At 59.1% G+C, this 6,323-nt stretch carries 9 protein-coding genes; all 9 read left to right on the plus strand.

From position 1 onward, the window contains the following. Positions 1–1,277: hypothetical protein (locus V3W31_09895; GenBank protein MEE9615239.1), on the plus strand; the 1,277-nt coding region annotated here is incomplete at its 5' end. Then, on the plus strand, positions 1,270–1,590 hold the full coding sequence (locus tag V3W31_09900) for a YbaB/EbfC family nucleoid-associated protein (protein MEE9615240.1): 321 nt from the start codon (positions 1,270–1,272) through the stop codon (positions 1,588–1,590). The genes V3W31_09895 and V3W31_09900, both read left to right, overlap by 8 nt. 35 nt (positions 1,591–1,625) lie before the next feature. Next, positions 1,626–2,231, plus strand: coding sequence for a recombination mediator RecR (gene recR / locus V3W31_09905; protein MEE9615241.1), 606 nt, complete (start codon positions 1,626–1,628; stop codon positions 2,229–2,231). 15 nt (positions 2,232–2,246) lie between these two features. Beyond that, on the plus strand, positions 2,247–2,852 hold the full coding sequence (locus V3W31_09910) for a 2-oxoacid:acceptor oxidoreductase family protein (GenBank protein MEE9615242.1): 606 nt from the start codon (positions 2,247–2,249) through the stop codon (positions 2,850–2,852). A gap of 1 nt (position 2,853) precedes the next feature. Beyond that, positions 2,854–3,138 (plus strand): 4Fe-4S binding protein, encoded by a 285-nt coding sequence (locus tag V3W31_09915; GenBank protein MEE9615243.1) that lies wholly within the window; start codon positions 2,854–2,856, stop codon positions 3,136–3,138. Continuing rightward, on the plus strand, positions 3,139–4,332 hold the full coding sequence (gene porA / locus V3W31_09920; protein ID MEE9615244.1) for a pyruvate ferredoxin oxidoreductase: 1,194 nt from the start codon (positions 3,139–3,141) through the stop codon (positions 4,330–4,332). It abuts the gene before it with no gap. Between the two features lie 3 nt (positions 4,333–4,335). Further along, complete coding sequence (locus V3W31_09925; protein MEE9615245.1) at positions 4,336–5,265, plus strand: thiamine pyrophosphate-dependent enzyme; 930 nt, start codon at positions 4,336–4,338, stop codon at positions 5,263–5,265. A 19-nt stretch (positions 5,266–5,284) separates the two neighbouring features. Then, the gene (locus V3W31_09930; GenBank protein ID MEE9615246.1) at positions 5,285–5,767 is read left to right on the plus strand and encodes a roadblock/LC7 domain-containing protein; all 483 of its coding nucleotides are present in this window, start codon (positions 5,285–5,287) and stop codon (positions 5,765–5,767) included. A gap of 79 nt (positions 5,768–5,846) precedes the next feature. Continuing rightward, a partial coding sequence (locus V3W31_09935) for a GTPase domain-containing protein (protein ID MEE9615247.1) occupies positions 5,847–6,323 on the plus strand: 477 nt, incomplete at its 3' end.

Consider the following 6,323-nt stretch of genomic DNA (forward strand, 5'->3'; position numbering starts at 1 on the left):
CCCTCGAGGAGCCGCCCCCGCACGTCATATTCATATTCGCCACCACCGAGCCCCATAAGATCCCGTCCACCATACACTCCAGGTGCCAGAGGTTCGACTTCAGGCGTATCGCGTTCGGGGAGATACATGACCGGCTCAAGCGGATAGCCTCCGAAGAGGGGATAAAGATAGAGGAAGAAGCCCTTTTCTCCCTTACCAGGGAGGCCGAGGGGAGCCTCCGGGATGCCCAGAGCCTGCTCGACCAGGTCATAGCCTTTGCCGGGACGGAGGGGATCAACGAAAAGGCGGTGGCCGGGGCCCTGGGGCTCATGGACAGGTCGGTCCTTATGGAACTCACCGAGGCGGTAATTAAGAAGGACGGCAAAAAGTGCCTGAATATTGTTGAAAAGATATATAATTTTGGGTATGATTTGAAGAAGGCCGCAGCCGACCTGCTCGAACAGGTAAGGGACCTTACGGTACTAAAGGTCACGGGAGAGGGCGGCGGAGCGGGCCTGCTGGAACTCCCGGAGAGTGAAGCGAACCGCCTTGAGGAGCTTTCGGGTCTTATCGGTCTCGACAGGCTCCAGATGATATTCACCGTCTTAACCCGGGGCTACGAGGAGGTGGCAAGGAGTACCTCCCCGAGGTTCTCCTTCGAGATGGCGCTCTTAAGGGCCGTCCACATCGAGGATGTCGAGTCCGTCCCGGAGCTTATTTCAAGGCTTGAGCTCTTGAAGCAAAAGGTTGGGGCCGCTGAGGGGCACGGCGCGCGCAGTGCACGCACGGCACACGTGGCGGAGGGGGAGGGGGGGAAGGGGGCGGAGACGAAGGCGGTCGCCGAGGGGGCCGTACGGAAAAGCGGACCGGCGGAAGGCCGGAGTAAGGATGCGGGCAGAGCGCGGAAGGCCGGGAAAGAAGAGGGGGTGGGGGTGGAGGGGCCTCGGAGCTCCGAGGGGCCCGGAACCTCTACCTCGGGATTCATGGAGCATATAAGGCAGAGGAACCCGCGCCTTTTTAAATCCCTGGAATCCGCAGCCGTATCCTTGAGCCCCACGGGCCTTACCATTAATGTCATCGGTGAGCCGGGGTTCCTTCTGGTAAAGAAGGACCTCCTGGAGAGTATTGCGAGCGAATACTTTAAAAAGAGGGTCCCGGTGAAAATAAAAAAGGAGGGGGCCGTTCGGAAGGAAAGCGAGGGGGCCGCCCCCCCCACTCCCGATGATACGCTCCTTAACGATGCGAAGCGTATATTCGGGGGCAGGGTAGTAGAGGACCGGAGGAGGACCAATGTCTAAGGGTTTAGGGAATATAATGAAGCAGGCCCGGAAGATGCAGGAGCGGATGGGCGAGGTGCAGAAAGAGCTCGCCGAGAAGACCTGCGAGGCCTCGGCCGGAGGCGGCATGGTCACCGCGACGGTCACCGGCGGTATGCAGCTCGTCTCCTTAAAGATAGACCCGTCGGTCGTCAACCCGGATGACGTCGAGATGCTCGAGGACCTGGTGGTCGCCGCCGTCGGCGAGGCCATGAAGCGCTCCAAGGAGATGGCCTCCGAGGAGATGGGTAAGCTTACGGGAGGGCTCGGGCTGGACATACCGGGGCTCTTTTAACTGGAGCCGGAAAGAAGGTATGGGACCCTGGCTATATGCAATACGCGGAGCCAATTAAGAGGCTTGTCGAGGCGTTTTCAAGGCTTCCGGGCATAGGAGAGAAGACGGCTTCAAGGCTCGCGCTTTACGTACTTAACGCAAAGGGGGGCGAGGGGGGCTGCGCCGAAGAGCTCGCGAAGGCGCTTACCGAGGTTAAGCAAAGCGTGGGGCTCTGCTCCGAATGTATGTCGTTTTCCGAGCGGGACCCATGCCCGATATGCGCCGACAACGCGAGGGACCCCTCGACGGTCTGCGTGGTCGGGGACTACAAGGACATGGCCGCCCTCGAGTCGGTCGGCTCCTACATGGGAAGGTACCATATCCTCCACGGCTCGCTCGCGCCGCTTAAGGGGATAGGGCCCGACGAGATAAGGATCAAGGAACTCCTTAAGAGGGTAGACGGCGGCGGCGTAAAAGAGGTTATACTGGCCACCTCCTTCGATGCCGAGGGGGAGGCCACGGCCGTATACCTCATGAAGCTCCTGAAACAATACGGAGCCAAGCTCACCCGTCTCGCCTCCGGCGTGCCGGTCGGGAGCTATATAGAGTACATGGACCCCTCAACACTCGGAAGGGCTATGGAGGGCAGGAAGGAACTTTAACGAGAAAGGTCTTTCATGGAAAGCTACATTGAGGTAAGATGGCACGGCAGGGCTCAGCAGGGGGTCGTAACGGCCGCGAAGGTCCTCGGGGAGACCGCGCTCTTTGAAGGCAAGCACGTCCAGGCCTTTCCCGAGTTCGGACCCGAGAGGATGGGCGCGCCCGTAAGGGCCTATAACAGGATCTCGGACGAACCCATAAGGATGCACTGCCAGGTAACCGAGCCGAAGATAGTCCTTATAGTGGACCCGACCCTTATCGGCATGGACCTCTCCGGCGGCATGGAGACCTCAGGCGGGGTGACCGACGGTACCCCGGACGACGCGGTCTTTATAGTGAATACCAAGAAGAGCCCGGCCGAGATGCGTAAGGAGCTTGATCTCAACGGCAGTGGGGCGAAGGTATTCACCGTCGACGGCTCGAAGATATCGATGGAGACCATCGGAAGGCATATGCCGAACACCCCGATGCTCGGAGCGCTTGCGAAGGCCACCTCGATTGTGAATATCGAAGCGCTCATAAGCAACTTCAAGGAAAACTACGCGAAGAAGTTCAGCCCCAAGGTCATAGACGGCAACGTCTGTGCCATACAAAAGGGTTTTGACGAGGTAAAAGGAGAGTAGGATGGCGGATAGCGCCAAAAAAATGCCGCTCGGCGGCGTTATAGAGAAGGCCGGCTCGGCCGACGACTACTTCACCGGCGATTGGCGGAAGCTGAAACCCGTCCTCGACGGGGAGAAGTGTACGAACTGCCTTATCTGCTGGGTCATGTGCCCGGACTCGGCCGTTATAGTGGAGGACGGGAAGATGGTGGGCTTCGACATGGAGCACTGCAAGGGCTGCGGCATATGCGCCGTTGAGTGCCCGGACAAGATAAAGGCGATAGATATGGAAGAGGAGGTCTCTTAGATGTCGATTGTCAAGGCCGCGACGAAGGCGGTGGCTTATACCGGTAACTCGGCCGTGGCCTACGCCATGAAGCAGATCGACCCGGACGTCTGCGCGGCATATCCGATAACCCCCTCGACACAGGTGGTGGAGGAGTTTTCCGGCTACGCGGCGGACGGCGAGGTATCGACCGAGTTCGTCACGGTCGAGAGCGAGCACTCGGCCATGAGCGCGTGCATCGGGGCCGCGGCCGCGGGTGCGAGGGTCATGACCGCAACGAGCTCCCAGGGGCTCGCCCTTATGTGGGAGATGCTCTACATCGCCTCGGGCCTCAGGTTCCCGGTCGTGATGGCCACGGTCAACAGGGCCCTATCCGCCCCCATAAACATACACTGCGACCACTCCGACTCTATGGGCGCGAGGGACTCGGGCTGGATACAGCTTTACTCCGAGACCGTGCAGGAGGCCTACGACAACATCTTCCAGGCCGTGCGCATCGCCGAGCACGAAACCGTCCTCACCCCCGCCATGGTCTGCCTCGACGGCTTCATAACGAGCCATGCCATAGAGAGCCTCTTCCTCATCGAGGACAGCAAGGTCAAGGAGTTCATAGGAGAGTACAGCCCGAAGCACTCGCTTCTCGACATAGAGAACCCCGTAACCTACGGGGCCATGACGCTTCCCGACACCTACATGGACCTGAAGCACGAGCAGTCTCGCGCCATAGCGCGCGCAAAGGACGTGGTCGTCCAGGTCGGTAAGGAGTTCGGCGAGCTCACCGGACGCACCTACGGCCTTATGGAGGAGTACAGGCTCGACGACGCGGATGTGGCCGTGGTGGTCTTGAACTCGGCCGCCGGCACCACGAAGGTGGCCGTAGACGAGCTGAGGAGGAAAGGGATGAAGGCGGGGCTCCTTAAGCCGAGACTCTACAGGCCCTTCCCGCATGAGGAGATACGAGAAGCGCTCAAGGGGGTCAAGGCCGTCTGCGTGCTCGACAGGGCCGACTCGATGAGCGGCTTCGGAGGGCCGATCTTTACCGACGTTCGCTCCGCTCTTTACGAGCTTCCGGAAAAACCGCCCGTGGTGGGCCGCATCTTCGGGCTCGGCGGAAGGGACTTTAAAGTGAAGGACGCGGCAGCGGTGATAGAGGATCTCTTCAAGGTCGCGGAGACGGGCAAGGTGGACGCCCTCACTAAATATATCGGAGTCTGATAAATGGCTACACTTAAAGAACTGGCATCGAAAGAAGAGCTCTTTACCGGAGGGCACAGGCTCTGCTCGGGCTGCGGCATACCTCCCATAGTGAGGCTCGTGCTCCGCTCGGCCGGCGCGCCGGTAGTGGCGACCACGGCCACGGGGTGCCTCGAAGTGGGCACCACCATCTATCCCTACACCTCATGGCGTGTGCCCTGGATACACTCGGCGTTCGAGAACGCGGCGGCCACCATAAGCGGGGTGGAGAGCGCGTACAAGGCCTTCAAGAGGAAGGGGAAGATGAAGGGAGACGTGAAGTTCGTCGCCTTCGGAGGCGACGGGGGCACCTACGACATAGGTCTGCAGGCACTTTCCGGAGCACTTGAAAGAGGCCACAACTTCCTGTATATATGTTACGATAACGGCGCTTACATGAATACCGGCATCCAGCGCTCGAGCGCCACGCCGTTCGGCTCGGCGACGACCACCTCGCCGGCGGGAACGGTGATCCCCGGGAAGCAGGAGTGGAGGAAGGACCTGACCAGGATAGTCGTGGCCCACAGGGTGCCCTACGCCGCGCAGGCCTCCCCGCACCTCTGGAAGGACCTCGCCAGGAAGGCCGAGAAGGCCTTTCAGACGGAGGGGCCGACCTTCATGAACGTGATGTCGCCGTGCCCTCTCGGGTGGTACACCAAACCCGAGGACTCGATAGGCTTCGCAAAGCTATCGGTCGATACCTGCTACTGGCCGCTATACGAGGTCGCCGACGGCGTGCTGAAGGTAAACTATAAGCCAAAAGAGAAAAAGCCCGTAGAGGATTGGCTCAAGCCCCAGGGGCGTTTCAAGCACCTCTTCAAGCCGGGCGGGGACGAGATAATCGAAAAGATGCAGAAGACGATAGACCTGGAGTGGGAAAGACTCCTGGAGATGGACGGCAAGAGAGTTTACTGAAAAAACGGGGGGTCTTATCATGGCACAGGCTTCACTGGTGATGTTCGAGGAAGAACTCAAGGAGATCACCGCCATAATCGAAAAGCTCGTTAAGGAGGCGAACGCCAAGAGCATCTACCTCGTCGATAAGGACGGGCAGCTCATAGCCTCGAGTGGAGAGACCGAAGCCATAGACTCCACCTCGCTGGCCTCCCTTACCGCCGGCAACATAGCCGCCACCGGTGGGCTCGCCAAACTCGTGGGCGAGCAGGAGTTCTCCATACTTTTCCACGAGGGGGAGAAGGACAACATACACATTTCCATCATAGCCCAGAGGGTCATACTGGTCATTATATTCGACAACCGCTCCTCGCTCGGGCTCGTGAGGCTAAGGGCCAAAAAGGCGGACGCCGAGCTCGTCAAGTCCATAGACAAGGTGCTCAAGCGGATGGACAGCGGAGATGCGCAGGATAACCTGCTCGAGGAGATAACCGACGACGATATAGAGGGTCTCTTCCAGTAGCGGGCCACGGCCGGCCACCGCGAAGAAACTCTTTTTTTGTCCGGGCCGCGGAACTCAGAGAGGAAAGAACTGAAAACGAATGTCTTTTATAAACTACTCGGCAAGAGAGATAAACTGTAAGATAGTCTATTACGGTCCGGGTCTTTGCGGAAAGACCACGAACCTGCAGCACATCTACGGCAAGACCAGGCCCGAGACAAAGGGCAAGATGATCTCGCTCGCCACCGAGACCGAGAGAACGCTCTTCTTCGACTTCCTGCCGCTTGCCCTCGGCGAGATAAAGGGCTTTAAAACCCGATTCCACCTCTATACCGTGCCGGGGCAGATATTTTATGACGCTTCCCGTAAGCTCATCCTGAAGGGGGTCGACGGGATAATCTTCGTTGCGGACTCCCAGGTCGAGCGTATGGACGCCAATATCGAGAGCTTCGATAACATGAAAGTCAACCTCCAGGAGCAGGGCTACGAGTTGGAGAATCTGCCCTTCGTTATACAGTACAACAAGCGCGACCTCCCCAAGTGCGTGCCCCTGGACGAGATGAAGAAGGTCTTGAAC

It is taken from the genome of Thermodesulfobacteriota bacterium (genome assembly GCA_036482575.1).
Lineage (GTDB): Bacteria > Desulfobacterota > GWC2-55-46 > GWC2-55-46 > JAUVFY01 > JAZGJJ01.

Bases quoted from the DNA above. Each gene is read 5' to 3' on its own strand.
- V3W31_09900 (MEE9615240.1), top strand. From the start codon at position 1,270: ATGTCTAAGGGTTTAGGGAATATAATGAAGCAGGCCCGGAAGATGCAG.
- porA (MEE9615244.1), top strand. From the start codon at position 3,139: ATGTCGATTGTCAAGGCCGCGACGAAGGCGGTGGCTTATACCGGTAAC.
- V3W31_09915 (MEE9615243.1), top strand. From the start codon at position 2,854: ATGGCGGATAGCGCCAAAAAAATGCCGCTCGGCGGCGTTATAGAGAAG.
- V3W31_09930 (MEE9615246.1), top strand. From the start codon at position 5,285: ATGGCACAGGCTTCACTGGTGATGTTCGAGGAAGAACTCAAGGAGATC.
- V3W31_09925 (MEE9615245.1), top strand. From the start codon at position 4,336: ATGGCTACACTTAAAGAACTGGCATCGAAAGAAGAGCTCTTTACCGGA.
- recR (MEE9615241.1), top strand. From the start codon at position 1,626: ATGCAATACGCGGAGCCAATTAAGAGGCTTGTCGAGGCGTTTTCAAGG.
- V3W31_09910 (MEE9615242.1), top strand. From the start codon at position 2,247: ATGGAAAGCTACATTGAGGTAAGATGGCACGGCAGGGCTCAGCAGGGG.